The organism is Hyphococcus sp. (assembly GCF_041986965.1).
Taxonomy (GTDB): Bacteria; Pseudomonadota; Alphaproteobacteria; order Caulobacterales; family Parvularculaceae; genus Hyphococcus.
Genome location: NZ_JBHIXB010000001.1, coordinates 632,984 through 659,513, shown reverse-complemented (window position 1 = coordinate 659,513; position 26,530 = coordinate 632,984). Strand labels below are relative to the sequence as shown.

General features: G+C 59.7%; 28 protein-coding genes, 1 tRNA gene and 1 other RNA gene. 17 read left to right on the top strand and 13 right to left on the bottom strand.

The annotated features are described in order from the left end of the window. Window positions 1-42: 42 nt before the first annotated feature. The 4 genes from ACFC5L_RS03255 to ffs all read right to left on the bottom strand — a co-directional run bounded on the left by ACFC5L_RS03255 (window position 43) and on the right by ffs (window position 3,053). Window positions 43-627, bottom strand: a complete 585-nt coding sequence (locus tag ACFC5L_RS03255; protein ID WP_375201716.1) for a hypothetical protein — start codon at window positions 625-627, stop codon at window positions 43-45. A gap of 3 nt (window positions 628-630) precedes the next feature. Further along, window positions 631-951 carry a YbaB/EbfC family nucleoid-associated protein gene (locus ACFC5L_RS03250; protein ID WP_375201717.1) on the bottom strand — a complete coding sequence of 107 codons (321 nt, stop codon included), beginning with the start codon at window positions 949-951 and terminating at the stop codon, window positions 631-633. Beyond that, on the bottom strand, window positions 951-2,801 hold the full coding sequence (locus ACFC5L_RS03245; RefSeq protein ID WP_375201718.1) for a DNA polymerase III subunit gamma/tau: 1,851 nt from the start codon (window positions 2,799-2,801) through the stop codon (window positions 951-953). Before ACFC5L_RS03245 ends, ACFC5L_RS03250 begins: the two co-directional genes overlap by 1 nt. 153 nt (window positions 2,802-2,954) lie before the next feature. Then, window positions 2,955-3,053, bottom strand: an RNA gene (ffs, locus tag ACFC5L_RS03240) — signal recognition particle sRNA small type. Between the two features lie 108 nt (window positions 3,054-3,161). Here ffs and ACFC5L_RS03235 point away from each other — a divergent pair. Both ACFC5L_RS03235 and nudC read left to right on the top strand, forming a co-directional pair. Then, on the top strand, window positions 3,162-3,650 hold the full coding sequence (locus tag ACFC5L_RS03235) for a hypothetical protein (RefSeq protein WP_375201719.1): 489 nt from the start codon (window positions 3,162-3,164) through the stop codon (window positions 3,648-3,650). Between the two features lie 54 nt (window positions 3,651-3,704). After that, entirely contained in the window at window positions 3,705-4,610 is a 906-nt protein-coding gene (gene nudC, locus ACFC5L_RS03230) for an NAD(+) diphosphatase (RefSeq protein WP_375201720.1), read from the top strand. A gap of 3 nt (window positions 4,611-4,613) precedes the next feature. Here nudC and ACFC5L_RS03225 read toward each other — a convergent pair whose 3' ends face one another. Then, the gene (locus ACFC5L_RS03225; RefSeq protein ID WP_375201721.1) at window positions 4,614-5,471 is read right to left on the bottom strand and encodes a prephenate dehydratase; all 858 of its coding nucleotides are present in this window, start codon (window positions 5,469-5,471) and stop codon (window positions 4,614-4,616) included. Between the two features lie 231 nt (window positions 5,472-5,702). Here ACFC5L_RS03225 and ACFC5L_RS03220 point away from each other — a divergent pair, with 231 nt between their 5' ends. Beyond that, entirely contained in the window at window positions 5,703-6,314 is a 612-nt protein-coding gene (locus tag ACFC5L_RS03220; protein ID WP_375201722.1) for a c-type cytochrome, read from the top strand. 62 nt (window positions 6,315-6,376) lie between these two features. Here ACFC5L_RS03220 and ACFC5L_RS03215 read toward each other — a convergent pair whose 3' ends face one another. The 3 genes from ACFC5L_RS03215 to ACFC5L_RS03205 form a co-directional block, all read right to left on the bottom strand. Next, window positions 6,377-6,700 (bottom strand): YbjQ family protein, encoded by a 324-nt coding sequence (locus ACFC5L_RS03215; RefSeq protein WP_375201723.1) that lies wholly within the window; start codon window positions 6,698-6,700, stop codon window positions 6,377-6,379. A gap of 85 nt (window positions 6,701-6,785) precedes the next feature. After that, on the bottom strand, window positions 6,786-7,226 hold the full coding sequence (locus ACFC5L_RS03210; protein ID WP_375201724.1) for a hypothetical protein: 441 nt from the start codon (window positions 7,224-7,226) through the stop codon (window positions 6,786-6,788). 10 nt (window positions 7,227-7,236) lie between these two features. After that, entirely contained in the window at window positions 7,237-8,520 is a 1,284-nt protein-coding gene (locus ACFC5L_RS03205; protein ID WP_375201725.1) for a hypothetical protein, read from the bottom strand. Window positions 8,521-8,768: 248 nt separating this feature from the next. Here ACFC5L_RS03205 and ACFC5L_RS03200 point away from each other — a divergent pair, with 248 nt between their 5' ends. After that, entirely contained in the window at window positions 8,769-8,918 is a 150-nt protein-coding gene (locus ACFC5L_RS03200) for a hypothetical protein (protein WP_375201726.1), read from the top strand. Here the strand turns inward: ACFC5L_RS03200 and ACFC5L_RS03195 are convergent. Continuing rightward, on the bottom strand, window positions 8,908-10,344 hold the full coding sequence (locus ACFC5L_RS03195) for a protein adenylyltransferase SelO (protein WP_375201727.1): 1,437 nt from the start codon (window positions 10,342-10,344) through the stop codon (window positions 8,908-8,910). The two genes, ACFC5L_RS03200 and ACFC5L_RS03195, sit on opposite strands and share 11 nt — an antisense overlap. Before the next feature lie 119 nt (window positions 10,345-10,463). On the opposite strand from ACFC5L_RS03195, the gene ACFC5L_RS03190 reads away from it, so the two are divergent. From ACFC5L_RS03190 to ACFC5L_RS03150, 9 genes are all read left to right on the top strand, one after another. Then, entirely contained in the window at window positions 10,464-11,684 is a 1,221-nt protein-coding gene (locus ACFC5L_RS03190) for a threonine ammonia-lyase (protein ID WP_375201728.1), read from the top strand. Between the two features lie 114 nt (window positions 11,685-11,798). Beyond that, a complete protein-coding gene (locus ACFC5L_RS03185; RefSeq protein WP_375201729.1) occupies window positions 11,799-13,310 on the top strand; it encodes an NfeD family protein in 1,512 nt (503 codons plus the stop codon). Between the two features lie 4 nt (window positions 13,311-13,314). Further along, complete coding sequence (locus ACFC5L_RS03180; protein ID WP_375201730.1) at window positions 13,315-13,629, top strand: NfeD family protein; 315 nt, start codon at window positions 13,315-13,317, stop codon at window positions 13,627-13,629. Window positions 13,630-13,691: 62 nt separating this feature from the next. Next, window positions 13,692-14,441, top strand: a complete 750-nt coding sequence (locus ACFC5L_RS03175) for a slipin family protein (RefSeq protein ID WP_375201731.1) — start codon at window positions 13,692-13,694, stop codon at window positions 14,439-14,441. 245 nt (window positions 14,442-14,686) lie between these two features. Then, window positions 14,687-17,083 (top strand): TonB-dependent receptor, encoded by a 2,397-nt coding sequence (locus ACFC5L_RS03170; protein ID WP_375201732.1) that lies wholly within the window; start codon window positions 14,687-14,689, stop codon window positions 17,081-17,083. A gap of 139 nt (window positions 17,084-17,222) precedes the next feature. Beyond that, window positions 17,223-17,480, top strand: a complete 258-nt coding sequence (locus tag ACFC5L_RS03165) for a sulfurtransferase TusA family protein (protein ID WP_375201733.1) — start codon at window positions 17,223-17,225, stop codon at window positions 17,478-17,480. A gap of 242 nt (window positions 17,481-17,722) precedes the next feature. Then, window positions 17,723-19,012: a peptidoglycan-binding protein gene (locus tag ACFC5L_RS03160; RefSeq protein WP_375201734.1), complete on the top strand. Its 1,290-nt coding sequence runs from the start codon at window positions 17,723-17,725 to the stop codon at window positions 19,010-19,012. An 11-nt stretch (window positions 19,013-19,023) separates the two neighbouring features. After that, the gene (locus tag ACFC5L_RS03155; protein ID WP_375201735.1) at window positions 19,024-20,103 is read left to right on the top strand and encodes a right-handed parallel beta-helix repeat-containing protein; all 1,080 of its coding nucleotides are present in this window, start codon (window positions 19,024-19,026) and stop codon (window positions 20,101-20,103) included. 66 nt (window positions 20,104-20,169) lie between these two features. After that, window positions 20,170-20,508 (top strand): zinc ribbon domain-containing protein YjdM, encoded by a 339-nt coding sequence (locus ACFC5L_RS03150; protein ID WP_375201736.1) that lies wholly within the window; start codon window positions 20,170-20,172, stop codon window positions 20,506-20,508. A 36-nt stretch (window positions 20,509-20,544) separates the two neighbouring features. On the opposite strand, the gene ACFC5L_RS03145 is transcribed toward ACFC5L_RS03150, so the two are convergent. Beyond that, a tRNA-Leu gene (locus ACFC5L_RS03145) sits at window positions 20,545-20,629 on the bottom strand. 140 nt (window positions 20,630-20,769) lie between these two features. Here ACFC5L_RS03145 and ACFC5L_RS03140 point away from each other — a divergent pair. The 4 genes from ACFC5L_RS03140 (at window position 20,770) to ACFC5L_RS03125 (ending at window position 24,599) form a co-directional block, all read left to right on the top strand. Next, a complete protein-coding gene (locus tag ACFC5L_RS03140) occupies window positions 20,770-21,432 on the top strand; it encodes an exopolysaccharide biosynthesis protein (protein WP_375201737.1) in 663 nt (220 codons plus the stop codon). Window positions 21,433-21,496: 64 nt separating this feature from the next. Beyond that, window positions 21,497-22,057, top strand: a complete 561-nt coding sequence (locus tag ACFC5L_RS03135; protein ID WP_375201738.1) for a disulfide bond formation protein B — start codon at window positions 21,497-21,499, stop codon at window positions 22,055-22,057. Next, window positions 22,054-22,617, top strand: coding sequence for a demethoxyubiquinone hydroxylase family protein (locus tag ACFC5L_RS03130; RefSeq protein WP_375201739.1), 564 nt, complete (start codon window positions 22,054-22,056; stop codon window positions 22,615-22,617). Before ACFC5L_RS03135 ends, ACFC5L_RS03130 begins: the two co-directional genes overlap by 4 nt. An 83-nt stretch (window positions 22,618-22,700) precedes the next feature. Continuing rightward, a complete protein-coding gene (locus ACFC5L_RS03125) occupies window positions 22,701-24,599 on the top strand; it encodes a M2 family metallopeptidase (RefSeq protein ID WP_375201740.1) in 1,899 nt (632 codons plus the stop codon). Window positions 24,600-24,642: 43 nt separating this feature from the next. On the opposite strand, the gene ACFC5L_RS03120 is transcribed toward ACFC5L_RS03125, so the two are convergent. Genes ACFC5L_RS03120 through hisF form a run of 3 tightly spaced genes read right to left on the bottom strand, consistent with a single transcriptional unit; the run spans window position 24,643 to window position 26,501 of the window. Continuing rightward, a complete protein-coding gene (locus tag ACFC5L_RS03120) occupies window positions 24,643-25,377 on the bottom strand; it encodes a GDSL-type esterase/lipase family protein (protein ID WP_375201741.1) in 735 nt (244 codons plus the stop codon). Continuing rightward, complete coding sequence (locus ACFC5L_RS03115; protein ID WP_375201742.1) at window positions 25,374-25,709, bottom strand: phosphoribosyl-ATP diphosphatase; 336 nt, start codon at window positions 25,707-25,709, stop codon at window positions 25,374-25,376. Before ACFC5L_RS03115 ends, ACFC5L_RS03120 begins: the two co-directional genes overlap by 4 nt. 9 nt (window positions 25,710-25,718) lie before the next feature. Beyond that, a complete protein-coding gene (gene hisF, locus ACFC5L_RS03110; RefSeq protein ID WP_375201743.1) occupies window positions 25,719-26,501 on the bottom strand; it encodes an imidazole glycerol phosphate synthase subunit HisF in 783 nt (260 codons plus the stop codon). Window positions 26,502-26,530: the final 29 nt, after the last annotated feature.

Below are 26,530 nucleotides of genomic sequence, written 5' to 3'. Positions count from 1 at the left end.
TAACTCGGGACCGATGGCTGCGGCGGGCGTAAACTTCTTGAATTACTCCTCAAAAAAAGGCGAAAGCATCTTTTTCCAATCCCAGGTCGCGTCTTGAACCCACGGATCCAAATGTATGACTAAGCCGCCGGGCTTGTCCAAGGCTACTTCATGCAGAGCATCCATTATTGCACATGTTTCGCGCAACAGCTCATAATAACATTCGTCGAGCTCACCAGCCTGAAACTTTTCCCTTGGATCAGTATGACTGAGCGACTGATCACGAAAATCTCGAAGCTCTTCTATTCGCGCGTCCGATTCGCTGAGCATCTCGACTTGAGCCTTGGCTGCAATAAATTCTGCTTTCTTTTTTAAGACGGGTAATTGATCAACTTGGCGGCAAAGCCTCATTACAGAAATTGCTTTTTCATTGACATCCCAAACACGGGACAGGCACAGGGCGCTGTACCGCCATAATTGCAAAGAAACGGATGGAAGAAACGACGGCGCTCGTTGGTCGCAGACTTTTGCGTGAAGCTCTTCTCCCGGAAGCAAACAAGCTACTGTAGAATAAGCCTTTACAGCACCTGTCGCTGAACCATTTAGCAGTTCGAAATTGCGCCTTACTTGTTGTAGAGTAATTTTCAATTTCTAAAACGGCAGTTTCATACCGGGCGGCAATGGCAGGCCCGCCGTCATTTTTTTCATGTGCTCTTCGGTTTCTTTTTCGAGCTTAGATTTCGCATCGTTGATCGCCGCCGCGATGAGGTCTTCTAAAATCTCAGCGTCGTCTTCCTTCACCAATGAGCGCTCGATGGCGACAGCCTTGGCGTAGCCCTTGCCGTTCAGCACGACCTTCACCATGCCGGCGCCGGCCTCGCCCGTCGCTTCGATGTCGGCGAGCTGTTCCTGCATCTCTTTCATCTTGGCCTGCATCTGGCCGGCCTGTTTCATAATCTCGTTCAAGTCCATTACGCTTTTCCTGTCTCTTTGCGCGCCGCAACTGCTTCGGCCACCGCGTCATCATCGGGGTCGATGGGCGCGTCTTCTTCATCGCTTTCGGGTTCGGGCGCCGCGATCGCATCGGCTTCGCGGATCGCCGTCACCTTGGCGTCCGGAAACAATTCCAGCGCCTTTTGCACCATGGGGTGCGCCATCACCTCGCGCGCGCGTGCATCGCGCACGGTCTCCTCACCCTCATGCTCCGACGTGACGGAAATGATCCACGCCCGGCCGGTCCATTCTTTCAGGCGCAGGGTCAACCGGTTTGCGAGGTCTGCGGGCGCATCGTCATGCAACCGCAGTTCAATGCCGCCCTCCCTGAAGGAGACGAGATGCACATAAGCCTCAAGCTCGGTGCGAAGCTTGGCGTCGCGCATCCGGCCTGCGAGTTTGACCACATCGTCAAACGACCGAATCCAGGGGCCGCCATCCTTTGGGCGCTGGGACATGGGCGGGCAGATTTCGATTACTTCCGCATCTTGTTGTTGGTCCGCCTTTTCACCTGAAGGCGGATCATAGAGCGCATCGGCCGACGCACGCCCGCGAACAGGCGCCGCTGCGTCGACGGGCGCTTTTTCTGTCGGCGCTGGCGCGCTTACGCCGCCCCGGGCGCCGCTATTGTTTTTTTTTAGGGCTTTGAGCGCCTCGTCCGGCGTCGGCAGGTCCGCCGCGAAGCAAAGGCGGATCAGCGCCATCTCCCCGGAAGCCGCCGCATCCGGCGCCATTTGGGTTTCGGTGAGCCCCTTCATCAGGAGCGACCAGACGCGCGTCAGCGCGTTCATCTCAAGCCCCGTGGCCATTGTCTTTGCGCGCTCGGCGTCCGCCTCGCCCGCCGGGCCGTGCGTCGCCGCATCGGGCCCCGCCGCCTTGATGCGCGTCAGCAAGTGCGTGAGGTCGAGGAGATCACGCAAAATCTGCGCAGGTTCGGCGCCCGCATCATATTGCGAGCGGAAATTCTCCAGCGCCGTTTTCGCATCGCCTTTCATGGCGGCCTCGAGCAGCGCCCAAACCGACGAGCGGTCCGCAAGCCCCAGCATGTCGCGGATCATGTCCGCGCTTACAGCCTCTCCCCCTTGCGCCGTATGCTGAACAATCGCCTGATCGAGAATGGACAGCCCGTCACGCACAGAACCTTCGGCGGCGCGGGCGATCATCCACAACCCGTCGCGGTCAATCTTGACGTTCTCTTTCTCGGCAATGCTCGCGAGGTGATCGGTCAGGACTTCCGGATCGATACGGCGCAGATCGAAACGCTGACAGCGCGACAGAACCGTCACGGGCAGCTTTCTGATCTCCGTCGTCGCGAAGATGAACTTCACATGGGGCGGCGGTTCTTCGAGCGTCTTCAACAGCGCGTTAAACGCCGCCGTCGACAGCATGTGAACCTCGTCGATGATGTAAACTTTGTAGCGCGCCTCAACCGGGGCGTAGCGGACGCCCTCAATCAATTCGCGAATGTCGCCGACCCCGGTGCGCGAGGCGGCGTCCATTTCCATCACATCGGGGTGACGGCTTTCGGCGATGGCTTTGCAGTGAAGCCCCTCTTCCGCCATGTCGATCTGCGGGCCATTATCCTCGCCATTGGGGCCCACATAATTGAGGGCCCGGGCGAGAATGCGCGCGGTCGTGGTTTTCCCCACCCCGCGCACGCCGGTCAGGATATAGGCGTGGGCGATGCGGTTCGCGGCGAAGGCGTTTTTCAGCGTCTTCACCATGGGCCCGTGGCCGATCAGATCATCGAAATTCTGCGGACGGTATTTGCGGGCCAGCACCTGATAGGCGCCGCCGCTTTTCCCGGTCTCTGCTTGCTGATCCGCCATCACGCTCCAACCATGCCCCCGCACGCGAATATGGCTGGGTAGGCTGCGCTTCTCAACCGTCCTTTTTCAACGGTCAAAGCGGCAGGCCAAGCGCAGGGTCCGGCGCAGGGCCGGGCGACAAAACCGGTGAAAACGCCGAAATGGAGAAAAATGAGGGTGGAAGGCTGAAACGACCCGCGACGGAAACTCGTTGTGGCTGCTTCCTTCCGGACCTGACCAGGTTGGCGAGAGCCGCGTCCGCCAGCCTTCCGGAAGCCTATATCTGCGCTCAGCTTCGTGAATGCAAGGGGGGCCTTCGTGATCCCGCGTGACCGGGCCATTATGCTATGCGCCGCATCGGGCAATTTTTGAGGGCGACCCATGAACATCATTTCGCGACTTTTTCCCTGGGCGGGCGGGCTTTTCATCTCGGCGATCTTTATCGACTCGCTGCGCTTCAAATTCACCGGCCACCCGACGCCGCAGCATATTTTCTCGACCCTTAAGGAATGGTCGGGCATCGGCCTGTTTTACCCGGCGGGGCCATGGATCATCGGACTTGGCGAGCTTTTGTCGTCGATCCTCTTGATCGGCCTGCCCGTGTTGTTCCTGCTGATGAACCGCGCAAAGCTTGTGGCGCCAGTGCAGTTTCTGGGCGCCTTGATCGCAATCGGCATCATGAGCGGCGCCATTATCTTTCACCTGTTCACGCCCTTGGGCATTGAAACGCCGGTGGAATGGGCGAATGGCGAGCCGACGGCGTTTTCCCCGGCGCTCTTTTACGCCGCCTGTGTGAGCTGGGTTTGCGCGTTGATTATCCTCTTCCTTCGCCGCAGCGCGATCGGATTTTTCTTCGGCCCCAAGGTGTAGCGCAGCAGCGCATAAAGCTTGCGCGCGGCAAGCCGCCTTGCGACAACACTACGCATGTTGCACGGAACAAATCCAAACTGGTTCGCGAACAGCCCGCTGTCGCGCGTCAATATCGAAAAGGATCAGGAGGCGTTTTTCAATGCACGCCTCGCCGATCCTGACAGTCTCGTTGTTCCACTGTGGCGCGGCGATCCATTGATGATGGATGGAAAGCCGGCCTTTCTTTCCATTGCGGCGCTGCCGGAATTTCCGAAAGACGCGCCAGTCATCCTTTTAGGACTGAAGAACGACCGCGCCTATTTCGCGATAGACGTTTCCGCCGCAGACAGCGCCGAAACGGCGCCCTTCGCCGATATTGGCGAGTATGTTCAACTGCGCATCGCCGCCAGCGTTTTAACACGCGATGACCTCGCCATTATCGGCCAGGGCCGCTGGTATTTCGAATGGCGCCGCAAACACCGCTTCTGCGCCAATTGCGGCGGCGAAACCCGGCTCGAAGCCGGCGGCGCCAAAAGTCGCTGCGCCCAGTGCGAGGAAGAACATTTCCCGCGCATCAATCCGGTCGCCATCATGCTCGCCATCCATGACGACGCCTGCCTCCTGGGGCGCGGACATCAATTCCCGCCGGGTTTTGTGTCAGCGCTCGCAGGATTTGTGGAAGCAGGCGAAACGCCGGAAGAATGCGCGCGCCGCGAGCTTTTCGAAGAAGCGGGCGTTGTCATCGACGACGTGCGCTATCAGTTTTCCCAGCCCTGGCCGTTCACCTGTTCGTTGATGATGGGCTTTATCGCAGAAGCGGAAGGGCGCGACATCACGCTCGATACGGAAGAACTCGCCGAAGCGCGCTGGTATGACAAGGCGGATATTATCGCCGTGCTCAACAACGAAACCCGCGACTTCAACGTGCCGCCGAAATTCACCATCGCCCGGCAATTGCTCGAACGCTGGGTGAAAGAATAGGCGTTAAACGTTCCGCTCACGGCCTTTTTTATAAACGCCGAGAATTTTCAAAGACGACGAAAAGAAACTCAATTCCTCAAGCGCAAGCCGCACCGGCTCGTCTTGAGGGTGGCCCTCGATATCGGCGTAGAACATGGTCGCCGAGAACGACCCGCCGAGCTGGTAACTCTCCAGCTTGGTCATGTTGACGCCGTTTGTCGCAAAACCGCCAAGCGCCTTGTAAAGCGCCGCCGGAATGTTCCGAACTTCAAAGATGAAGCTTGTCACCACCGGTCCGTCTTCAGGCGAAGCGTCCATGGGTTCGTTCGCCATCTCAAGAAAGCGCGTCGTGTTGTGGGGCGCATCCTCAATATTGTGCTTCAGGATATTGAGGCCATAGAGCTCCGCCGCCAGCACCGAGGCGACAACCGCCTCATCCATATGGCTCGATTCCGCGAGGCGCCGCGCCGCGCCCGCCGTATCCCCCGCCGTTTCGGGGCGGATCTTGTGGGCATGGAGAAATTCCCGCACTTGCGCCAGCGCCACGGGGTGAGAGCGGGCGAGCTTAATGTCCTCGAACTTCACGCCCGGCTTCGCCATCAGGTGGTGCTCCACCGGCAGAAAATATTCAGCGATGATATGGAGCCCAGCCCGGGGCAGGAGGTGATGGATATCGCCCACCCGGCCCGCGAGGGAGTTTTCCACGGGCAGCATGGCCCGCGCCGCCCGGCCTTCCGTCACCGCCTCGACCGCCTCGTCAAAGGCCCCGCAGGGCAGCGGCTCGAAATCAGGCGCATAGCGGCGGCAGGCGAGCTCCGAAAAGGCTCCCGGCTCGCCCTGATAGGCGATGCGTTTTTTTTCTGATGCCGCTGCGTCGGTCATGGCCCGTACCTGTCTGTCCTATAAAGCCCGCATGGGGCCGTCGGGGCTTATGCACAAAGGAGACCGGGAGGGCAATTCTACCCCCTCCCCTGACATGCCCCCGCGCGAAAAAGCCGCGCGGGCCGCGCGCCGAGGCCGCATTGCGCGCCGCCGAGAAGGCCGTTAGAACCCGCCCGGCTTAATCTGGCTTTCTCGCCCGCTTTCCGCCGGGCCAACCTACCGGGACGACACATGAAAGATCCGCTTTTTGGCAACAAGCTCGCCGCGGCGATCCTGACCGCTGCGCTTTTGATTTTCGGCCTGCCACAGCTGACCAAAGCGCTGGTCGGCGGCGGCCACCATGGCGGTCATGACGGCGAACTTCACCTTGCCTATGGCGGCGAGCTTGACCTTGGCGCGAGCGCCGGGCCGGCCGAAGCCGCGCCGAAGGTTGATCTCGGCACTCTTCTGGCCAACGCGAACCCCGCCGGGGGTGAGCGGCGCTCAGCGCTCTGCAAATCCTGCCACACCTTCGAGGAAGGCGGCGCGAACGGCACCGGCCCGAACCTCTGGGGCGTTGTCGGCCGTGAACTCGCAAGTCATGCAGGCTTCAACTACACCAATGCGCTGCAAGAAGCGGGCGGCGTGTGGACCTATGAACGTCTCGACGCTTATCTGAAGAATTCGCAGGAATATATTCCGGGCACCGCCATGGTGCAGCGCTTCGCCAAAGACGAGCAGCGCGCCGACATCCTCGCTTACCTCGCGACGCTTGATGATAGTCCGGTCCCGTTCCCGGCGCCGGCGGCGCGCGCCGAAGAACCAGAGGCGGAAGAAGACCACGGCGAAGCCGAGAGCCACTAAGGCGTCAAAAATTGGAAATTCAAAAAGGCTTCGCATTTAGCGAAGCCTTTTTTGTTGGGCGCTTAACGCAAGGTCACAGCCGTGCCGTTGCACGAAACGAGCAGCATGGCGCCTTTCTGCGTGTCCACCGCCTCATAGTCGATATCGACGCCAATGATCGCATGGGCGCCGAGACGCGCCGCCTCTTCCTCCATATCGCGCATGGCGTGATCGCGCGCCTCGCGCAGCGCCTTTTGATAACCCTGTGAGCGCCCGCCGAGAATGTCGGTGATGCCGGCAAACAAGTCCCGGAAAATATTGACGCCCAAAATCGCCTCGCCGGCGACGACGCCGAGACTGTCATGAACCTCGCGGCCCGGTGCGGAATCGGTGGTGGTTACGATCATCTATCGCCTCCCTGTTGCCGGAAAAACATGGGAGGCGAACGCAGCGGTTCAACCAACGCCACGCCAAGCCGCTCTCTTCTTGCGATTAAAAGAGGCCGAAAAGCTTTTTGCGCTTGTGCTTTTTGAAATGCGCCTTGCCCTCTTTGGAGGAGAGGAAGACGTTGTAATCCAGTTCCGGACGCTCGACGCGCATGGCCGTCGCGCGAAGCCCGCGAATGAGATCATCACCCGCCGCCGAAAAGGCCGTCGCCGCCACGAAATCTTCCGCCTCACTGGGCAGCGCCGCGTCACCTGCCGTGTTTTTTTTCTTCGGCGAAAACAGCTTTTCTTTTTTGGCGAGATTATCCCGCAAGGCGGAAAAAGCCGCCGCCGCCGGCGTTGAGAAATCTTCAGGCAGCGCGTCCGCATCGACGGGAGAATAATCGGTGCGATGGGGCACCGGAATGTTTTCAACGCCCCGGCCCGTCAATTGACGGGTGGTCGTTTCGGAAAATCCGGACCAGATCTGTTTCAGCCTGTCGGTCATGACTTAACCCCTAAAGCTCCGGTTTCTCACGTTTCCATTCGAGCCCGCCATTGCGCGTGATGACGGCGACGTCGATGGGCCCGCCCACCGTTTCCACCGAATGCATCACTTTTTGCTGGAACGAATTGAGTTTGATCAGCGAGGCGGCGGTTTCACCCAGCTCTTTTCTTGGCAGCGTGTTGATCGCCCTGAGGATCGGCCGCGTATGCACAGCATACTGATAATTGTCGACCGAGTTGAAAAACTCATTCACGGCGCCGGCGAGATTGTTGTTGGAGTAATCGCGGAAGATGGTCGTCTTTTGCGCGTCGCTGAGATTCGGCGTGCGTCCGACAATATCGGCGACAAGCCCGCGCGAGAGCTTCAGCGTTTCGGAATAGATGAACATCCGCAGATATTGATCCATGCCGGTCAGGAAGGTCCGGATCATGCGGTCCTGCGCAAAGGGCTGAAAAACCGGCCCCGAATCCGCGCCGATATCGGCTTTGCGATCCTGTTTTCGTTTCAGGATGCCGAGCACCACCGAAGAAGCGAGATAGGAGCGCATGGACGGGAATTTTTCCTTCGCCCCGAAACCCGCAAAGACAACGCCGGTATAATGTTCGAAAAACGCATCCTTGGTGACGGCGAAAACCGCAATTTCACGCAAACGTCCCAGCGTTTCCTCGGTGACGGAAAGCCCAGGATATTCGTTTTTCAACGAGCCTGTGAGGCTCATGATCAACTGGTCGATCTCACCGCCATAGCGCCGGCGCACCTGCTCGCCCATGCCTTTTGGAAAACAGCCGAGATCGCCGCGCGGCGAGTCGTCGGGACAGCGCTGATAATCGGCATGCATTTCGCCGACGACAAATTCGAAGATCGAAGAGATATGGTCGCGCACGCCGCCCGGATGGGTCTGCTGGAATTTCTGGACCTGATAGTCGAACTCTTCGGCCAGCACCGTATAAACGACAGCCACGACCTTGAAATATTCTGTATCCTGATGGTCGGCGGGAAACAGGTCGGGATTGCCGGAAAGAAACTCCATGAAGTCTTCGGCGTAAGCGGCGACCGTATCCAGGGGGCGCCCGCGCGATTGCTCCCGATAGAGGGAGATCACCGTCTCCCAGGGCGTCGACATGATTTCGGCGTTGTTATAGATCATCACTGCGACCGGCTGGCCTTCGACCAGCGGAAACAGCTTGTCCGCAGAATTATAGGTTTTGAGATACCGGTCGCCGGAGATGGTCACGGCGCTATCCGCCGCCATCGCCACCGCCTGACGGTTCATCAACACGACTTCAGACGTCATCGACCCCTCACGATTCCCCTGCCAGGCCCCAAGACAGCCCGGGCGAGCCCCTCCCGGCCCGGCGTTAAGGGGATGTTAACTGGAAAATACCGGTTTGGAAACAAGCAGGGCCAAGCAAACTCGCGGGAAATGGCGCGAAATCAGGCTCTTGAGCGGTTACCGCGCATTAGCCAAAGCCCCTGAAAAACTAGGCAAAATTTTCACTTCTTCAGATGAACATTTGTCCATGTCTCAGGGAGGAGAGCCCCATGGCTTTGGACATCGTAACGACCTATCTCGCCGGCCTCAGCCTCGTCGAATGGCTGATTTTCGGCTTTATCGGGACAAACGCCCTCATCGCTGGCGTTTATGTCGTCGAGCGCACCGTCCAGCGCGAACCCGCCCGGATCAAGGAATAAACCGGCTGGCGTCAAAGCCGAGCGCCTCGCGCAGCCGACCGATTTCTTCCAGCTTCGCCCTGAAGGCCGACCAGTCGTCCTCGTCGGCGATCGGCGCCCAGATCGCCTCCACCTCGTCAATCAACATCGTGCAGGGCTTTGCGCCCTTGAAATAATCACGGGCGAGCCGCTCCGGCCTGTCGGGCGCCGCAGAGCTGAGGGCGTCACGGATTTCGGAAAACTTATCCTGGGCATAAAGCTCGGCCGCGGGGCTTTGCGACGCTCTGTCTTCTGACGCAGATCCACAGAACCAGTCGAAGAAAACCCGTTCGTAAGGCGCGCCGGTTTCGGTCATCCACCTCAAAAAATTCGTCACGAAAGCGAAGTCGCCTTCGCCTGCGCGCCGAAGCCCGAGCCGCCGGAAAAACGCGTCAGACATCGCCTCTTCATAAGCAGGAGAAAAAAGCCGCAGCGCTTCATTCAAGGCCTCGACCGGCGCTAGCAAAGACAGGGCGCCGCCAAGCTGCGCGAGGTTCCATGCGCCCGCCTCCGCCTGCCGCCCGAAAGCGTAAAGCCCTGTCTGATCGAAATAAGCGGCCGTAAAGGAAGGGTCGGCGATCGGCGCAAAACGCCAAGGGCCATAGTCGAAACTCTCGCCCGTCACATTCATATTGTCGGTGTTCAATACGCCATGAACAAAGCCCGCGGCCATCCATTGCGCTGCGAGTTGCGCCGTATGCTGAACGGCTTTTTCAAACAATGAGAGGATGCGATCCTCACCCTCTTTTCCGGCAAGCGCCGGATAAAACTGCTCTATGCAATAATCAACGAGCGCCGCAATCGCTTCATCGTTTTTTTCATAGGCAAGACGTTGAAAGGCGCCAAACCGCACATGAGAATGCGACAACCGCACCAGCACCGCAGAGCGCGCCGGCGACGGTTCATCCTCGCGGTAAAGCTTCTCGCCGGTTTCGATCAAGCTGAAGGTTTTCGATGTGTAGACGCCCTGCGCTTCGAGCATTTCCGTCGCCAACACCTCGCGCACGCCGCCTTTCAAGGTGAGGCGACCATCGCCGAAACGCGAATACGGGGTCTTGCCGGAGCCCTTTGTGCCGAGATCAAGCAGCCGGTTCTGCTCGTCCCGCAATTGCGCAAACAAAAAGCCTCGGCCGTCGCCGATATCGGGATTATAACTGCGGAACTGGTGGCCGTGATACCGAATGGCGACGGGCGCCTGGAGGTTGTCAGGAAGAGGCTCGAACCGGCCGAAATGGGATACCCAGCCCTCCTCCGACAAATCGCCGAGGCCGACCTTTTCGGCCCAGCGCTGATTGCGGTAGCGGACGGTGTGGTCGGGAAAGGCCGCCGCCGTGACCGGGTCATAGAAGGGGGCGCCATTATCGAGGCCTAATTTCTCAAAAACCGGGTCGGGCTTATAATTTTCCACTGCGAATATGGACCTTCTTGACCTTTTGCGCCAAAAGTCGGCGCTTGCTGCGGGCGCGAGAAAGCGCCTCCGCACTTCCTATCACGTTGGCTCTAACACGTAGAAACAGAGATTTGATCATGGACACCGCCCGCCTTCCCACCGCTGATGATGTTCGCGCCGCCGCCGAACGGATCGCGGGCCGGATTAAGCGCACGCCGCTGGTCCATGCGCGGAAGCTGTCAGCGATCACCGGCGCCGATATCTATCTGAAGCTTGAGAACCTCCAATATACCGGCGCGTTCAAGGAACGCGGCGCGCTGAACAAGCTCATGCTGCTCACCGAGGCTGACCGAAAACGCGGCGTCATCGCCGCCTCAGCCGGCAATCACGCACAAGGCCTCGCCCGCAATGCGGCGGCGCTCGGCATTCCCGCCGTCATTGTCATGCCGGTGACGACGCCGGATGTGAAAGTCCGCCAGACCCGCGAGCTTGGCGCGGAAGTGGTGCTGACCGGCCATGATTTCGACGAGGCGAAAGCGGCCGCGGCGAAAATCGAAAAGGAGCGCGGGCTCATTTTCGTCCATCCGTTCGACGACGCCGACGTTATCGCCGGACAAGGCACGGTGGCGCTGGAAATGATCGAGGACGGGCCTGAATTCGACGTCATGATCGTTCCCATCGGCGGCGGCGGGCTCATCGCCGGGATGGCGCTCGCCATCAAGGATCTTTCGCCAAAGACAGAGCTCATCGGCGTCCAGGCGGCGCTGTTTCCCTCCATGGCGAACGCCATTGACGGCGGCAAGCGCGACACTGGAGGCTCAACCCTCGCCGAAGGCATCGCCGTGAAGGAAGCCGGCGCCCTGACGCGTCAGATCGTGCGCCAGAACGTCGATGACATCGTCCTCGTCGAAGAGCGCATTCTCGAGCGCGCGCTTTCGATCCTGATCATGGAGCAGAAACTTCTGGTCGAAGGCGCCGGCGCCGCCGGGCTCGCGGCGATCCTCGCCGACCCTGCACGCTTTAAAGGCAAGACCATTGGACTTGTCCTTTGCGGCGGCAATATCGATGCGCGATTGTTGTCGATGATCATCATGCGCGACCTTGCGCGCTCGGGCCGGCTGGCGCGGCTGCGGGTTCAACTTCTCGACATGCCGGGGCAGCTTGTCCGTGTGGCGTCGATCATCGCCGAGAATGACGGCAACGTCATCGATGTGGGCCACCACCGCACCTATTCAGACCTGCCGGCGAAGATGACCTGCATGGACGTCACCATCGACACGCAGGGCCAGGAGCATTTGAACCGCATCATCGAGAACCTTCGCAAGGAAGGCTACGAGGTAGAAATCGCGGCGTATTAGGCGCTCTCCTTGCGCATTCCCGTATCATTCTGAAACAGCGGGAAAAGTTCTTTTCCGTTGAATCTCTCCCGCGCGAGCTTATCTTTATAGATACACGCGAGGGGCGAGGGCGACATGACACGATCAAAACGGCTGTGGGGATTTTCCGCACTTTTTGCACTTGCTGCAGCGATGCTGTGTTTCAGCGCCCTTGCACAAGCGCCCGCCGATAGCGGCCGCACTGGCGTCATCCTCACCCTCAATGGCGCGGTGACGCCGCCAGCTGCACAATATCTCGAACGCGAAATCATGGCCGCCTCCGACGCGGGGCGCGAAATCGTCATCATCGAAATCGACACGCCAGGCGGCCTCATGGATTCCATGAAGACCATCATCAAGGCGATCCTGGCGTCCGACACACCGGTGGCGACTTATGTCTCCCCCCAGGGCGCACGCTCCGCGAGCGCCGGGCTTTATATTATGTATTCCGCCCATGTCTCCGCCATGGCGCCGGCCACCAACACCGGCGCAGCGACGCCGGTTGAAATCGGCGGCGCGCCGTCGGAAGACAATCCCTTTGATGACACCGCCCCTGATACGGATGACGAAAGCGAAGAAACATCGCCCGCCGCCGATGGCGAAGAAACAGCCGCAGACGCCTTAACCGAAGCGCGTGAAACAGCGGAGGAAGTCAGGCCTTCCAGCGCACCCGATGCGCAACCGCTCTCTAATGACAACGCGCTCCGCTCCAAAGCGATCAATGACGCCGTCGCCTATATCCGTGCGCTGGCCGAAGAACGCGGGCGCAACGCCGACTGGGCGGAAAGCGCCGTGCGCGACGCCGCCTCCATCACCGCCAATGAAGCGCTGGAGCTCGGCGTCGTCGACCTCATCGCCACAGACATTGACGATCTTCTGACCCAGATGAACGGCCGCGTCGTAAAAGTCGCATCAGGTGAGAAAACGCTGAACACGGAGAATGTGCGGCTTGAACGCGCCGAGCCGACGCTCGTTGAACGCATTCTGCATTTTGTCGCCGACCCTAATGTGGCGGTGATCCTGATGTCGCTGGCGACCACGGGCATCATCATCGAAATGTGGAATCCGGGGTCGATCTTTCCGGGCGTTGTCGGCGTCCTGTGCCTTCTGCTTGGATTTTACGCCTTTCAGGTCTTGCCGTTTAATTCGCTCGGCCTCGCTCTGATGGCGGTGGGCGCAGTGATGATCCTGATTGAAGCCTATACGCCGACCCTGGGGCTTGTCGGCCTTGCGGGGCTCGCCGTGTTTGGGTTTGGCATGTTCGTCGTCTTCCCCGAAGGCTTCCGGGTCTCGGCAAGCGTTATCGGAACCATCCTCGTCATTGCCGGCGCGTTTCTCGGCCTCATCCTGTTCGCCATCGTCGGCTCGCGCGGCCACGGCCCCATGATCGGCGCCGAAGCGATCCGCAAACGCGAGGGCCTTGTCGACGAATGGGACGGCAAAGACGGCTGGGTCATTGTTGAAGGGGAACGCTGGCGCGCCCGCTCAGACAAACCGCTATCGCCCGGCGACAAGATCCGCGTTGTTGAGGTTGATGGTCTTGTCCTTGTGGTCAAACAGGCCAAGGCTTCCGGCCTGCTTGGAGCGATGCAGCCGAAAGAGGCGTGAGCGGATGATTGAGGTGACGGGACTTCCCGACAACCCCCTGAAATTCATCATCATCATGGTCGTCGCCGGCTTCGCCGCCGTCGCCGCCGCGAAGGTCTACGGCCTTCTTTTCATGCGCTGGAAAACGCCGTTCCGCGTCGGAGAGGTCATGAACGTCAATCGCGCGGATGTAACGGAGTGGGCGGATGGAAAAGGATATGTCTCCGCAGGCGGCGAACTGTGGCGCGCCGTCTCGAAAGATGACCTCAAGCCAGGCGATGCGGTGAAAATTCTCTCCGTTAACGGATTATTGCTTCAAGTGAAAAAAGACGCGCCCTAACGCAAGGACGGGGTGCAAGCCCGGCGCCGCTGCGCCAACAGATCGACAACAAGGAGGCCCCCATGGGCGGAATAGGTTTTCTCATCCCGTTGCTGGCGTTTGGATTCGTCATCGTCACCAGCATCATCAAAATTCTGAAAGAATATGAGCGCGGCGTCATCTTCACCCTTGGCCGCGTTGGCCGAAAAGCGGCAGGCCCCGGCCTTATCCTCCTGATCCCGATCATCCAGACCATGCGCAAGGTTGATATGCGCACGCTCGTTCATGACGTGCCGACGCAGGATGTGATTTCACAGGACAACGTCTCGGTGAAAGTGAATGCCGTCATCTATTACCGCGTCGTCGACGCCGTGCGCGCCGTTGTTCAGGTCGAAAACTATATGGCGGCGACCAGCCAGCTCGCCCAGACCACGCTTCGCTCAGTGCTCGGCAAGCACGATCTCGACGAGATGCTGCAGGAGCGCGACAAGCTCAACAAGGACATTCAGGAAATCCTCGACACCCAGACCGAAGCCTGGGGCATCAAGGTTTCCAATGTGGAGATCAAGCATGTGGATGTGGACCAGTCGATGATCCGGGCGATCGCGCGGCAGGCCGAAGCCGAACGCGAACGTCGCTCCAAAGTCATCCTGGCAGAAGGCGAATATCAGGCGGCGGCGAAATTATCCGAAGCCGCGCAGGTGCTCGCCACGTCGCCCGGCGCCATGGAGCTGCGTTATCTCAACTCCCTTCAGGACATCGCCGGCGACAGGACGAACACGATTGTGTTCCCGTTCTCCCTGAATGAGCTCGCAGGCCGCCTGCGCTCCTAGAATAAAACCGCCGTCACCCACAAAAGGGATGCGCTTTGCGGCGCATCCCTTTTTGCATGTGCGAAGGCCTGTTGAAATACAGCAACACCCCATCGTGGCTTCATACAGCTCGCTGCATCAATTTCTGTTTCCATCCTGCGATCCACGATAGGGTGGCGCTGGGAGTAACAGGAAGTCAGGGGCCTGCTCCCGCAACCATATGCAAGACGCCGGAAAACCGGCGCGGCATTATCAGGGAGGAAACCATGAAACTTGGCCTAATCGCCAGAACGTCCGCTATTGCGCTCGCCGCCAGCCTGGCCGCCGGCGCTACTGCCTCAGCCCAGACATCTGTTCAAACACTGCGCGACTCAATTTTAGTCACCGGCACCAAAAAAGCGAACGCCGAAGACGTGCAGGATGTCCCGCTCGCCATCACGGCTTATGGCGGCGACCAGCTTGACGCGCTGAAAGTCCGCGACCTGCAAAACCTGTCTTATTCGATCCCGAATGTCTCCTTCGACGACATCGGCACCACCCGGGGAACGGCGAACTTCTCTATTCGCGGCGTCGGCATCAACTCATCGATTCCCTCGATCGACCCGACTGTCGGCGTGTTTGTCGACGGCGTTTATCTCGGCATCAATGGCGGGGTCGTGCTCGACATTTTCGATCTGGAATCGATTGAAGTCCTACGCGGACCCCAGGGCATTCTGTTTGGCCGCAATGTGACCGGCGGCGCGGTGCTGCTCAACTCGAAAAAGCCGACTGACGAATTCGAAGCCTCGTTCAAGGGCGCCGTTGAAAGCGGCCTCAATGGCGGCGGGCCGAACTATTACGCCATGGCCGCTGTCGGCGGACCGATTATCGAGGATGTGCTGAAAGCCCGCGTCTCTGTCTATTACAACAAGGATGAAGGCTATTTCCGCCGTTATCTTGGCGGGCCTGTGCCGAATCTAATTGCGGCCGGGGCCTTCGGCGCAGCGGCGCCTTTGGTGGCGACATCCGGGCCCGACGCGTTTGAGGATTTCGGCGCAGCGGAAACCTGGATGGTGCGTCCGTCCATCACGTTCACGCCGTCGGACGATTTCGAATTGCTCGTCCGCTACGAGCATTTCGACAGCGAAGGCGACGGACCGCCAGGCCAGAACCACACCAACGGAGCTGGCGTTACAAACCCGTTCTTCAGCGCGCCGCGCGACAGCTTCACTTTCTCTATCGACGAACCAGGCTTTTATACTTCGAAACGCGATGCGGTGACGGCGGAAATCAACTGGAATGTGCCGTTTGGCGACGGGGTCATCACTAACATCTTTGGTTGGCGCGACGGCAGCGGGACGACTGCCGGCGATATCGATGCGACGCCGCTGTTCCTGTTCCATTCAGGATCAACGACTGATCAGGATCAGATGTCGAACGAACTGCGCTATGCGGGCCGTTTCTTCGACACTCTGGACCTTACGCTTGGCGGATACTGGTTCACACAGGACCTGCTTTATAATGAACGCCGGAATATCCCTTTGGCGTTGTTTAGCGCTAGAGGGTCTCAGTTCTTCAGCGGCGGCGGCGTTCAAGATCAGACCACCTATGCTGTTTTCGGCCAAGCGGATATCGACCTCGGCGAAAACTTTACGCTAATCCTCGGCGGCCGCTGGACGCGGGAGGAAAAAGATGTGGTCATCTCTAACCTGCAACTCAATACAGCGTTCCCATATTGCGACGTTCGTATTGCCGGATCATGCACAGAGGATTTCACGGACAGCGACTCGTGGGAGAATTTCACCGGCAAGGTCGGCTTTGAATGGCGTCCGCGCGAAGACCTGAACGTCTATGCGCATTTCACACAAGGGGTGCGCTCCGGCGGTTACAACTTCCGGAATACGTCACTTGCATCCGTTCCATTCTTACCGAACCCAGCGCCGCCGCCAGCTTTTGTGCCCAACGCGGACTTCGATCCGCTTTTCCTGCCGGGACCATTTGACGAAGAAAAAGTCAACGCATGGGAAGTCGGCTTTAAAGCGCAGCCCGCGGAGGGCATTGCAGTCGTCAACGCCGCCGTCTTCCTAAACGACATCAGCGACATGCAGCGCGAAATCAATCGTGCTGACCCGCTTGCAGGCGTCGTGCAAGTCATCACCAACTCTGCCGATGCAACCATCTGGGGCTTTGAAATGGAGGCCCAGATCGCCTTCACGGACAACTTCCTGTTCCAGGGATCGCTCGGCCACACCGATGGCGAATACGACTCGCTTCTGTTCGACATCGGCGCTCCGACGGTGAGCCCCGGCGTTGTTGACGATGCAGACCTTGCTCTCGAAATCCCGCGCCTCGCGCGCTGGACTTACGGCGCGGGCTTTATCTACTCTTATGATCTCGGCGAAGCCGGCTCCCTCGACGCCCGCTTCCGCTACTATCACCGCGATCGGTCATTTTATACGGACAATAATCTCGGTACGCTGAACGAGGTCAGCTCCATTGATGCAAGCATCGGACTGACCACATTCAACGATCAGGTCACCATCTCGCTTTACGGCAAGAACCTACTCAACGAGGTGCAGTTCGGGGGCGACACCCAGTTGCCGGGCTCGCTCGGCGGCGGCAGCTTTGCGCCCCTTAACAAGGGCCGCATTGTGGGCATCGAGCTTCAACTCGCGACCAACTAGAGCCAATATCATGGCCTCCCCGGGCTCCGCGTCGAAAGACGCGGAGCCTTTTTTACGGGCCGCAATTTTCGCCTTGCCGGACAGAAACGCCGGAGGCATTACTAGCTTCCTGTTTTTGTTTCGCTTTTCGGAGGCCCGTTTGGCTGACGACGCCCTAACGACCCTCGACGTCACCGGTTATCGCTGCCCCATGCCGGTCATCCGGATGGAGGCGGCGCTCCGGCGTATGGCGCCGGGCTCATCCCTGATCGTCAGGGCGGACGATCCCGTCGCGGCGCTTGATATTCCCCATTTCTGCCGCGAGGCGGGTCACGAGGCGCGCCGTCAGCCCGATCTGGGGCCGGCGGAACGGCCAATTTGCGTCTTTCTGGTCACGCGCGGGCCGAATCCGGCCTGAATCGCCCAAGGCTCCAGCCGGGCTTCCCCTTTGGGGCGCCCTTTTGCTTTCAGAAATGGTAAAGGTTAATATGGAGAGACGCGCCGAGCCGTGCTTTAATGCGGGTCTCGACGGAGGTCATGGTCGAATGTCATGGACTGGCGGGCGAAGCTGGCGCGCCGGTCGAGTGAAGCGCCGATCCGGGTCTTGAGAGGCCGGGGGAGTATGTCAGGGGAAGCGGGGATATGAAAAGAGATCCAAAAATGCTGTTTGGAAAAGCGCGCCGGTTAGTCGGCGGCATGGCGGCGGCGTCCGTCCTTGCCTTGGCGGCGGCTTCGCCGGCCTACGCCACTTATGAAGCCGGGCTTGAGGCTTACAAGAACGGACAATATTCACAGGCGATAGACACCTGGCGGAGCTATGCGATCGCCGGCGACATTCGCTCGAAGAAAATTCTCGGCGATGTTTATTCAGGCAAACCGCTTGAGGCTGCACGCAACGCCGCCGCGCCGCTGGAAGAAATTCCGGTCGACAATGTTCAGGCGCTGTTGTGGTACTCCCTCGCGGCCTATCACGATTTCTCCGCATACCAACTTCCCACCGCCGATGAAGTGAATGCGCAGATCCTCGCTGAAGCGCGCCTTACCGAAATTCGCTTCCGCATGAGCACATCGGATGTGTCGAAAGCCGAAAAGCTGGTGGCGCAAACCTTCGAAGCCGGCAGCCCTTATCAGATTTATCGCCTCGGCGAGATGTATCAGAAAGGCGCGGGCGTTGAGAAAAGCAATACGAAAGCCCTTCAAATGTATGCGCTCGCCAAGGAGCGCGGCGTCGGAGAGGCGAGTGCGGCTTATGAGTTTCTCGAGCCTTTGATGACGTCGAACGAAATCAAGCTCGCCAAAGAATCTGTCGAAGACTGGCAGCCGCCGCTGCCGCCTGAGCACACCGGCAAGACGCGCCAGCAGGAAGAGCTTGAGCGTTTGAAGCGCGAGCTTGAAGAAATCCGCATGGCGGACGCGCTCGAAGCCGTCTCTGACATCGACGTTGAGCTGATCCAGCGGGCGCTCAACGCCCTCGGCTTCCGCGCCGGCACGGTCGACAACAAGCTCGGCCCGTCGACTCGCGACGCCATCCGCCGCTTCCAGTACTCGCAGGTTGCGCGCGATTTCAACATGACCCCGGAAGAGAAAGACGCCGTCGTGACCGGCGTCCTGACACCGCGCCAGACGGTCGATCTTTTCGCTGACGCCGCGAAAGCCAAGCACCCGATGTCGCAATATGTCTACGGCATCATGTTCGTGCGCGGCATTGGCGTCGAACAGGACGGTCAGCAAGCAGTGAAATGGCTTTCTGATGCTGCGAACCAGAACCTCGCCATCGCCCATTACGCGCTTGGCGTCGTCTTCCGCGACGGCACCACCGGCCTTAACGAAGTGTCGCCGGATGAACGTCAGTCGGCCTTCCACCTGGCGCGCGCCTCGGCGCTCGGTTATCGGCCGGCCAATGACGCGCTGCGCCGCTTAAGCTTCGAATCCACGCGTGATATTCAGTAGGGGGACTTGAGATGAAACGCATGATGAAATCCCAATTCGCCCTAAAGATCGCAAAAACCGGCGCAGCCGGCCTTTTGGCGGCGGGCCTCGTTGCAACAAGCGCCGCAGCCCAGTCGCTCGGCGGCTTTCCGATCCGGGAACCGGGCGGATCTTCCAGCTCGTCAGGCTCTACCGGCGGCGGTTCAAACAAAAAAGGCCCGATGCAGATCATCGTCGACGCCAATGGGCCGGGGCCATACAAGACGATTTCCGGCGCGCTGGATGATGTCGCCGAAGGCGGCGTCGTTTATGTGATGCACGGCGTCTACAACGAATCCATCTCGCTCAATAAATCGGTTTTCATCCAGGGCGACCGCGGCCCGGGCTCCGGCGTTGAAATCTCCGCGCCCATGAATGCGCCCTGCCTCAAATTCTCGCCCAAGGACGGCACCGCCCATGCGGTTGTCGCTAATGTGCATTTCGCCGCCAAGATCAATTCCGGCGCCGACGCCTGCATCGACGTGCATCAGGGCGTCTTCACGCTGAAGGAAAGCGACGTTCTCGGTTCCGGCGTGCGTCCGGCGGTGAAAATCAACGGCGGGACTGTCATGCTGGAGAAAAACCGCATTTCCGCAGGCTCTGAAGGCGTCTTTGTCGCCCAGCAGCACTCCCTGTCGCAGAGCTTCATCATCGACAACAAGATCCTGCAGAACAAAGTCGGCGTCGACATCGCCAACGGCACCCGCGCCGATGTTGTCATCGCCGGCAACGAGATTTTTGATAATCTGGACTCAGGCGTGAAATCTTCGGGCTACGGCTCGACAAGCCTGATCGGCAACAAGATCCGCAACAACAAAGGATCCGGCGTCATTCTCGACAAATACGCCAAGCTCTCCCTCGTGCGTTACAACGAGATCGCCAAAAACAGCCGCGACGGCGTGAGCATTCCGTTCGGGGTCAATGGCTTCATTGAAGACAACGAGATTATCGGCAATGGCGGTCTTTCCATCTATCTGCGCGAAGGCCTGGAGCCGAAGATCACCAACAACACCATCGACAACAACGCCGGCGACAGGTGCTCCAAAAAGGATCGCCGCAAAGGCCGCTGTTAGGCGCAAAACATAGCCTTAAAAAACCCCGCTCCGGCGGGGTTTTTTCATCTCTGAAGGACTCAGAAAATGAGCGATTTGCCGCCCTGTCCGCAATGCGGATCAACGCTGACCTATGAGGACGCCGCCATGCTGGTCTGTCCCGAATGCGCTCATGAATGGAGCCCGTCAGCAAGCGATGCGGAGAAAGAAGAGAGCGGCGTTGTCGACGCCAATGGAACGCCTCTCGCCGACGGCGACACGATTACCGTCATAAAGGACCTCAAGGTCAAAGGCTCGTCGCATGTCGTAAAGGTCGGCACGAAAGTGAAAAACATCCGCCTTGTGGGCGGCGATCATGACATCGACTGCCGCATCGACGGCATCGGCGCGATGAAGCTGAAATCAGAATTTGTGAAGAAGGCGTAAGGCGCGTTCATAACAAGCGACGCAACGTCACAAGCGTGGTGCCCCCCGCCGGAATCGAACCGGCACTCCCGAAGGAACTGGATTTTGAATCCAGCGCGTCTACCAGTTCCGCCAGAGGGGCGCATGTCACAGGCGACGTGAGGGCGGCATATTAGGTAGCGCGAAGGCGCGGTCAATGGGCCCCGAAAGATTTGTTGAACCGGGCTATGTCGCGCAGCCAAAATCGCCTAGATGACAGCGCAGGAAGGGACTTTACCGTTCATGACCGCACCTGCCGACAATGCCAAACCCATGCGCGGGGCGACCCGTGTGCTTCATGATATTCTCGACGACCTCAAGGACGCGGCGCCGGAAGCTCCCGCCGCCGGAGAAGAGCCCACGGCCAGGCTGGGCGATGTCGTCGACCGGCTGGACGAGCGCGCCTTCGGTTTCTTGTTGCTGCTTCTCGCCTTGCCCTGCTGTCTGCCGTTCATTTACGTCCTGCCGCAGATTGTCGCCCTGCCGATGCTGTTCCTCGCGGGGCAGATGGCGCTGGGCGGGCGCCACCCCTGGCTGCCGAAAAAGCTCCACGACCGCCGCTTCGCCATTCCCGCTTTTGCAACTGTTCTGGGCCGCGCGGAAAAATATGTGGGCTGGGTCGAGCGCATCGCCTCCCCCCGTTTCAGGCCGGTGACGAGCCACCTCGCCCTGCGTATTATCGGCGCGCTCATGCTGATCCCCATCGCTTCGATCCTGACGCCCTTTCCCCTGACCAACACCATCCCCGGCATCGGCGTCGCCATCATTGCGCTCGGCCTGATTGAGCGTGACGGGCTTCTTGTCATTGGCGGCCTGCTGATCGGCTTCATCTGGGTCTTTCTGCTGCTTTTTGTGGGCGCGGAAACCCTGAGCCTTGTAAAAGCCTGGCTGCTTTCCCGCGGCTGACATTTTTCCGCCTTACACAGATGTGACGATCCGCCAGAGGCGTTACGGCCCTTGAGCGGTTACTATGTCTGGCATGACCGGTTTTTTGAAAAACCTTTCTTTTACGGAGCCCGCGCTCGGCCTTTCCTTCGCCGCGAGCGGCGCCATGCTCGCCGGCGCGCATCTGTTCGAAAAAGTCGGCGGGCTTGTTCCCTGCATTCTCTGCCTGGACCAGCGCGAGGCGCATTGGACGGCGCTCGGCGTCGCCGCCGCAGGCCTCATCGCCTCAAGACTCTTTAAATCGAAAGTCGGCGCCGCCGCTGCAGTCGGCGCCGCTGCGCTTGTTTACGCGGTCAGTTCAGGTCTCGCCTTTTATCACACCGGCGTTGAATACGGATACTGGCCGGGACCCGCCATCTGCTCCGGCGGCGGCGGCCTTGGCGAAATCGACATCAACAATCTCGGCGCCTCGCTGACGGAAAAGACCGACGCCCCTTCCTGTGAGGACGTGCAGTGGCGCTTTCTCGGCGTCTCCATGGCTGGTTACAATCTACTCGCCTCAGCCGGGCTTTTCGCCCTGACCCTGTTTGCCGCCCTTGCGGAAACCCGAACTGCGCGCATGGTGCGCCGGACGGCCTCCGCATGAGCAATTCCGGGAACGAAGCGCCGCAAAAACCAGGTCCGCAAAGCCGGCGCATTGGCGACATGCTGCGCGTCGATCACGCCGGCGAATATGGCGCCGTCGCCATCTATCGCGGCCAGCGCGCCGTTTTCGACCGCCTGCCGCACAAGGCGCGCACCGCAGCGCTCTTGAAAGAGATGGAAGAAGGCGAACACCACCATCTGTCGACCTTTGACCGGCTGCTGGCGGAACGCAATGTGCGCCCCACCCTGCTGGCGCCGATCTGGAACGCCGCCGGATTCGGTCTTGGCGCGGCGACGGCGCTGATGGGGGAAAAGGCCGCCATGGCCTGCACCGAAGCGGTCGAGGACGTCATCGAAAAGCATTACGCCGAACAGATCGACGAACTGGGCGACAGCGAACCGGAATTGCGCGAAACCGTGCGCCAGTTTCGCGAGGACGAGCTTGGTCACAAACACACAGCCGAAGACGAAGGCGCCCGCGAAGCCCCGGGCTATGGCCTTCTTTCAGCGGCGATCCGCCTCGGCTGCAGAGCCGCGATCCGGATTGCGGCGAAAGTTTAACCGCCACTTTGCGACAGGGCGTTTTGCTTCCATCCCGCCGTCCCGCTATCATGCAGGCAACCAAGCTTTCTCAGGGAGTTTCCATGACAAAAAGACACTTCGCGCGCCCTTTCGGCGCGCTCGCCGCCGTTTCTATTCTGGCGCTGACGGCCGCCTGCAGCCAGGATGCAGCGGACACCGAAACCACGGCGGCGAGCCCGGCCGCAACCGCGCCGGAAAGCGCCGCCGAAGACGCCGGGCCAACGGCGGCGGACGCGGCGGACTTTATCGCTGAAGTGGAAAAATGGACCCGCGAATTCGGGGAATATTACAGCCGCGTCGCATGGGTTCAGGCGACCTATATCAACTACGACACCAACTGGCTTGTCACCAAAGCCGACACCGAAGCCACCGAAAAAGGCGTCGAGTTCGCCAATGAAGCAAAGCGCTTCAACGATCTCGACCTGCCGGCGGAAACGCGCCGCAAACTCGAAGCGATCAAGCTTGGCGTGAACCTGCCGGCGCCGTCGCGTCCGGGCGCCGCCGCAGAGCTCGCCGAAATCAACACCCGCATGGGCGCCGCTTACGAGACCGGCAAGATCGAACTCGACGGCAAGACGGTGCCGCGCTCCGACCTTGAAGTGATGATGGGCGAGATTCGCGACCCGGCGAAGCTTCAGGAAATCTGGACCAAATGGCGCGAAGTGCCGGTGACGACCGACGCCGACGGCAACACCATCAAGTCCGACTACGCCAAGATGGTGAGACTCGCCAATGAAGGCGCCCGTGAACTCGGCTACGCCGACGCCGGCGCCATGTGGCGGTCACGCTATGATATGGACCCGGACGCCTTCGCGGCGGAAATGGACCGCCTCTGGGGCCAGGTGAAGCCGCTTTATGACGAGCTTCACTGTTATGTCCGCGCGGAACTGAACGAACAATATGGCGATGAGGTCGTCCCGCTGGACCAGCCGATCCGCGCCGACCTGCTCGGCAATATGTGGGCGCAAACATGGGGCGGGCTCAACGATCTCGCCGCGCCGGAAGGCGCCTCGCCGTCCTATGACCTGACGGATCAGCTTGTCGCAAAAGGCTATGACGCCGAACAGATCGTCAAAACCGGCGAGGGCTTTTTCTCCTCACTTGGCTTTGAGCCGCTTCCCGAAACCTTCTGGGAGCGTTCCATGATCACCAAGCCGGCGGATCGCGAAGTCGCCTGTCATGCGTCCGCCTGGGATCTCGACTGGGCCGATGACATCCGCATCAAGATGTGCACATCGGTCAACGCAGATGACTTCCGCACGGTGCATCACGAACTCGGCCATAATTATTACCAGCGCGCCTATCAGGACAAATCGGTCCTGTTTCAGACCGGCGCCAATGGCGGTTTCCACGAAGCCATCGGCGACATGATCTCGCTGTCGATCACACCGGAATATCTGAAAGAAATCGGCCTTATCGACGAGGTTCCCGATGCGTCGAAAGATCTGGGCCTGCTCATGAACGAAGCGATGGAAGGCGTTGCTTTCCTGCCCTTCGGCCTGCTCATGGACAAATGGCGCTGGCAGGTTTTCTCCGGCGAATTAACGCCTGAAACCTACAATGAAGGCTGGTGGAACCTGCGCGAGGAATATCAGGGCATTCGCCCGCCCGTGGAGCGCGGCGCCAATTATTTCGATCCGGGCGGGAAATACCATATCCCCGGCAATGTCTCTTACGAGCGCTACTTCCTTGCCCGCGTACTGCAATTCCAGTTCCACAAGGCCGCCTGCGACATCGCCGGCTGGGAAGGCCCGCTGCACCGTTGCTCTGTTTACGGATCAAAAGCGGTGGGCGCGCGTTTCAACGCCATGCTGGAAATGGGCGCGTCGGAGCCCTGGCCGGAAGCTTTGGCCGCCTTCACCGGCAGCCGCGAAATGGACGGCTCGGCGATGGTCGCCTATTTCCAGCCGCTCCTCGACTGGCTTCAGGAACAAAATGAAGGCCGCTCCTGCGGCTGGTAGAGCCCGGTAAACCCTTAAAAAGCCCCGGTTTTCCGGGGCTTTTTTATTGTGGGAGAGCTTCGCAGCCGGAAAGAACACACGGCCCCATGGCCCTGGACAGGGCTGCGTAACCAGCGGCGTTAAGATGCAAGCCATCTGTGGTCAGGCCGGCGCGCAAGCTTCCGTCAGGCGCCGCAAGCGCCTGCGAAACATCAAGATAAACATAACTGCCGGCCGCCGCACGTTCTTCCAAAAGAGCATTGGTCGCCCTCACCGCTGCCATGGACTTAAGCTCGCGCGGCAACAGCGATATCACATAAAGCTCCGCACCCGGCATATCCCGCCGCAGCGACGTTGCCGCAGATAGAATGTTGCCTGCGATATGCTCCGGCGGCTGGTCATAATGGATGTCATTCGTGCCGATCAGGATAAACACACGATCCGGCGCATTGCGCGCAACCTGATCGAGACGCAACAACAGCCCGTCACTTGTTCCCCAGCCAACGCCGTAATTGGCGATGAGAACGCCGGGGAACATTGACGCCAAGGGTGCAAATTCTGTGATTGAATCCCCGATGAACAGCGCGCCGCCTTCAATGGGCGCAAGGCTTTCAAGGTCAAGAAGCCGCTGCGAGACATGAGTTTTCGCCTCGCGTTTATAGCCCGGCCATATGCTGGCGGAAATCTGCGCGGCGTCATCTGCTGCTGAGAACCGCCACCGGCCCGCCAGAAGAAAAACAACCGATAAAGCGGCCAGCAAAAGCCCGCTAAAGATGAAAATCCGTATTTGCGTCTTCATGTTTTTCGGGCGGCTTTTTCATCATGTCCGGATGTTCCCTCCCGCGCGGCAAGCGCGGTCGCAACATCGTCCAGAGAAATCTCTGCCTGCGCCAGCATAACAAGGAGGTGATAGAGGACATCCGCCGCTTCGGCGGTGAGATGGTTTTTATCGCCGGACACAGCGGCGAGCGCCGCCTCGACCGCCTCCTCACCGAATTTCTTGGCGCATTTATTGGACCCGCCTGCAAGCAGGGAGGCGGTATAAGACGCATCGGCACGAGCGCCTTTGCGGGCGGCGATCGTCACTTCAAGACGCTCTAAAACGGCGCCGATATCGTTCTTGCCTGACATGTCGTCTCCTTACGCCGCTTTACCGGTCCGCATTGGCAGGCCTGCCGCCGCCATCGCCGCTTTCGCCTCGGAGATGGAAATCTCGCCAAAATGGAAAATGGATGCGGCAAGCACCGCGGAGGCCTTTCCCTCGGTCGCCGCTTCAATGAGATGTTCGACCGAACCGGCGCCGCCTGACGCAATGACAGGCACGTCCACCGCTTCGGCGATGGCGCGCGTCAATGCGATGTCATAGCCGGTCTTGACGCCGTCACGGTCCATGGAGGTCAACAGGATTTCCCCCGCGCCCCGGCTGACCACGTCTTTTGCAAACTCCACCGCGTCGATACCCGTCGCATTGCGTCCGCCATGGGTGAAAATCTCCCAATGTTGATTTTCTTGGGGATCGCCAACCTGCTTCGCATCGATAGCCACGACGACGCATTGGGCGCCGAAGCGGTGCGCGGCGGCGTTGATGAGATCGGGATTTTTCACTGCCGCTGTATTGATCGCGACCTTGTCGGCGCCGGCGAGAAGGAGCGCCCTGAAATCATCGAGCGAGGCGACCCCGCCGCCGACGGTCAGCGGCATGAAGCACCGCTCGGCCACCGTAGACACCTTGTCGAGCAGAATGCCCCTGCCCTCATGGCTCGCGGAAATATCGAGAAAACAAAGCTCGTCTGCGCCGGCAGCGTCATACGCTTCGGCGGCGGCGGCCGGATCGCCGGCATCGCGCAGATTGACAAAATTGACGCCCTTGACGACGCGGCCGTCTTTCACGTCGAGACAGGGGATGATCCGTATATTGAGCATTCGTGATCGTCATCTTTCGCGTTTCTGCG

What these genes read in the sequence shown, in the direction of transcription:
- ACFC5L_RS03150 (WP_375201736.1), top strand. Translation starts at nt 20,170, where the DNA reads ATGAGCGATTTGCCGCCCTGTCCGCAATGCGGATCAACGCTGACCTAT.
- ACFC5L_RS03130 (WP_375201739.1), top strand. Translation starts at nt 22,054, where the DNA reads ATGAGCAATTCCGGGAACGAAGCGCCGCAAAAACCAGGTCCGCAAAGC.
- ACFC5L_RS03235 (WP_375201719.1), top strand. Translation starts at nt 3,162, where the DNA reads ATGAACATCATTTCGCGACTTTTTCCCTGGGCGGGCGGGCTTTTCATC.
- ACFC5L_RS03115 (WP_375201742.1), bottom strand. Translation starts at nt 25,709, where the DNA reads ATGTCAGGCAAGAACGATATCGGCGCCGTTTTAGAGCGTCTTGAAGTG.
- ACFC5L_RS03200 (WP_375201726.1), top strand. Translation starts at nt 8,769, where the DNA reads ATGGCTTTGGACATCGTAACGACCTATCTCGCCGGCCTCAGCCTCGTC.
- ACFC5L_RS03120 (WP_375201741.1), bottom strand. Translation starts at nt 25,377, where the DNA reads ATGAAGACGCAAATACGGATTTTCATCTTTAGCGGGCTTTTGCTGGCC.
- ACFC5L_RS03160 (WP_375201734.1), top strand. Translation starts at nt 17,723, where the DNA reads ATGCTGTTTGGAAAAGCGCGCCGGTTAGTCGGCGGCATGGCGGCGGCG.
- hisF (WP_375201743.1), bottom strand. Translation starts at nt 26,501, where the DNA reads ATGCTCAATATACGGATCATCCCCTGTCTCGACGTGAAAGACGGCCGC.
- ACFC5L_RS03190 (WP_375201728.1), top strand. Translation starts at nt 10,464, where the DNA reads ATGGACACCGCCCGCCTTCCCACCGCTGATGATGTTCGCGCCGCCGCC.
- ACFC5L_RS03215 (WP_375201723.1), bottom strand. Translation starts at nt 6,700, where the DNA reads ATGATCGTAACCACCACCGATTCCGCACCGGGCCGCGAGGTTCATGAC.
- ACFC5L_RS03180 (WP_375201730.1), top strand. Translation starts at nt 13,315, where the DNA reads ATGATTGAGGTGACGGGACTTCCCGACAACCCCCTGAAATTCATCATC.
- ACFC5L_RS03250 (WP_375201717.1), bottom strand. Translation starts at nt 951, where the DNA reads ATGGACTTGAACGAGATTATGAAACAGGCCGGCCAGATGCAGGCCAAG.
- ACFC5L_RS03210 (WP_375201724.1), bottom strand. Translation starts at nt 7,226, where the DNA reads ATGACCGACAGGCTGAAACAGATCTGGTCCGGATTTTCCGAAACGACC.
- nudC (WP_375201720.1), top strand. Translation starts at nt 3,705, where the DNA reads ATGTTGCACGGAACAAATCCAAACTGGTTCGCGAACAGCCCGCTGTCG.
- ACFC5L_RS03175 (WP_375201731.1), top strand. Translation starts at nt 13,692, where the DNA reads ATGGGCGGAATAGGTTTTCTCATCCCGTTGCTGGCGTTTGGATTCGTC.
- ACFC5L_RS03205 (WP_375201725.1), bottom strand. Translation starts at nt 8,520, where the DNA reads ATGACGTCTGAAGTCGTGTTGATGAACCGTCAGGCGGTGGCGATGGCG.
- ACFC5L_RS03170 (WP_375201732.1), top strand. Translation starts at nt 14,687, where the DNA reads ATGAAACTTGGCCTAATCGCCAGAACGTCCGCTATTGCGCTCGCCGCC.
- ACFC5L_RS03225 (WP_375201721.1), bottom strand. Translation starts at nt 5,471, where the DNA reads ATGACCGACGCAGCGGCATCAGAAAAAAAACGCATCGCCTATCAGGGC.
- ACFC5L_RS03185 (WP_375201729.1), top strand. Translation starts at nt 11,799, where the DNA reads ATGACACGATCAAAACGGCTGTGGGGATTTTCCGCACTTTTTGCACTT.
- ACFC5L_RS03245 (WP_375201718.1), bottom strand. Translation starts at nt 2,801, where the DNA reads ATGGCGGATCAGCAAGCAGAGACCGGGAAAAGCGGCGGCGCCTATCAG.
- ACFC5L_RS03140 (WP_375201737.1), top strand. Translation starts at nt 20,770, where the DNA reads ATGACCGCACCTGCCGACAATGCCAAACCCATGCGCGGGGCGACCCGT.
- ACFC5L_RS03220 (WP_375201722.1), top strand. Translation starts at nt 5,703, where the DNA reads ATGAAAGATCCGCTTTTTGGCAACAAGCTCGCCGCGGCGATCCTGACC.
- ACFC5L_RS03155 (WP_375201735.1), top strand. Translation starts at nt 19,024, where the DNA reads ATGAAACGCATGATGAAATCCCAATTCGCCCTAAAGATCGCAAAAACC.
- ACFC5L_RS03125 (WP_375201740.1), top strand. Translation starts at nt 22,701, where the DNA reads ATGACAAAAAGACACTTCGCGCGCCCTTTCGGCGCGCTCGCCGCCGTT.
- ACFC5L_RS03135 (WP_375201738.1), top strand. Translation starts at nt 21,497, where the DNA reads ATGTCTGGCATGACCGGTTTTTTGAAAAACCTTTCTTTTACGGAGCCC.